The sequence below is a fragment of the Streptomyces sp. NPDC051218 genome, from assembly GCF_044455475.1.
Lineage (GTDB): Bacteria > Actinomycetota > Actinomycetes > Streptomycetales > Streptomycetaceae > Streptomyces.
On record NZ_JBITEU010000040.1, the window covers coordinates 1 to 1,927 of the forward strand.

Genomic DNA, 1,927 nt, shown 5'->3' on the forward strand with positions numbered 1-1,927 from the left:
TTCGCCTGGAGTGATGTGGTGGTGCATGCCTCGGGTGCGTCGGTGGCTCGGGTGCGGGTTGCCCCGGCTGAGGTCGGTGAGGGTGTGTCGGTGACGTTGGCTGACGCTGCGGGCGGGTTGATCGCGTCGGTGGGTTCGCTGGTCTTGCGGCCGTTCGCTGCTGGTTCGGAATCTGTCAGTGGGTCGCTGTTCGGGGTGGAGTGGGTGCTCGCTGAGTCTGTTGTTGGGGCTGAGCTGGTGGAGTTGGGTGTTGAGGGTGTGGGTGGGTTGGTGGCGTCAGTGGAGGCGGGTGGGGAGGTTCCGCCGGTTGTGGTGATGCGGGTGGCGCCGGAGGCGGAGGGTGGGGATGTTCCGGGTGCGGCTCGGGGTGTGGCGGTGCGTGTGCTGGGTGTGGTGCAGGAGTGGCTGGCTGCGGAGGTGTTGGCCGGGTCGCGGTTGGTGCTGGTGACCGAGGCTGCCGTGGACGTGGGTACGGGCTCGGTGGGGGTTGTGGCTGGTGGGGTGTGGGGTTTGGTGCGGGTGGCGCAGTCGGAGAATCCCGGTCGCTTCGTGTTGGCGGATGTGGACGATCTGTCGGCGGATGGGGTTGTGGAGTGGCTGCGGTTGGGCGTGGGGACAGGCGAGTCGCAGTTCGCGGTGCGGTCGGGTCAGGTGCGGGTACCGCGCCTGGTGCGGGCGGCGGCGGGAGGAACGTCATCTGCGGTGGGTCGTGCAGAGCCGGGCGGCACGGTGTTGGTGACGGGTGCCTCGGGTGCGCTGGGCGGTTTGGTGGCGCGGCATCTGGCGCAGACGGGCTGGGCCGATCGGCTTCTCCTGCTCTCACGTCGTGGCATTGAGGCTCGGGGAATGCCGGAACTGGTCGCCGATCTGCAGCAGTTGGGGGCTGCGGTGACGGTCGCGGTTTGTGATGCCGCTGATCGTGAGCAGCTGGCCGAGGTATTGGATGGCGTGGCGCTGACCGGTGTCGTGCATGCTGCAGGCGTTCTGGACGATGGGGTCGTCGGAGCGCTGACCGCGGAACGTATGGAGGCGGTGCTGCGGCCGAAGGTCGACGCGGCCTGGAACCTCCACGAACTGACGTGTGATCTGGATCTTGATTCTTTCGTCCTGTTTTCGTCGGTGGCCGGTGTCTGGGGTAATCCGGGCCAGGCCAACTACGCGGCGGGCAACACCTTCCTGGACGCACTCGCCGCCCACCGACGCCATCAGGGCCTGCCTGCGGTGTCCCTCGCCTGGGGGCCATGGGAGCAGGGCATGGCAGGTGAGCTGACGGAGGCCGACCGGCAGCGGATAGCTCGTCAGGGAATACGGCCTCTGTCTGACGCGCACGGCCTCGCTGTATTGGACGCGGCCATGTCCCGCGATGAACGGCTGCTGATAGCCGCCGACTTGGACCTGGCGGCGATACGTGGAGCGGTCGAGGCCCCGCCGTTCCTGTCCGCCCTCGTGCGCAAGGGCTCATCTGCCCGTCGTGCGGTGGGTCAGGTCACCTCGAAGGCGAAGAACGCGCTGGTCGCTCGCCTGACTGTGCTGAGCCAGGTCGAACAGCGGGAGACCATGCAGGACCTGGTCATGGCGCAGGCCGCCCTGGTGTTGGGCATGTCGGGGCCCGAAGCTGTTGACTCCGCGCGTTCCTTCCGCGACGTCGGTTTCGACTCGCTCACTGCTGTGGAACTGCGTGGTCGACTGAACAACGCCACGGGCCTGCATCTGCCCGCGACGGCGGTGTTCGACTATCCGACTCCGGTGGCGCTTGCCGGGTTCGTCCTGAGCGAGTTGCTCGGGGAGATGGGCGTCGCGTCGGCAGGTTCCGTGGTTCCGTTGGCTGGTGGGGTGCCGGTTGGTGATGAGCGTTTGGTGATCGTGGGGATGGGGTGTCGTTTTCCGGGTGGTGTGTCGTCTCCGGGTGAGTTCTGGAAGTTGTTGG

At 67.4% G+C, this 1,927-nt stretch carries 1 protein-coding gene; it reads left to right on the forward strand.

Features of this window, described 5'->3' with window-relative positions; genetic code table 11:
• Positions 1-1,927: type I polyketide synthase (locus ACIBCK_RS39150; protein WP_399398152.1), on the forward strand; the 1,927-nt coding region annotated here is incomplete at both ends.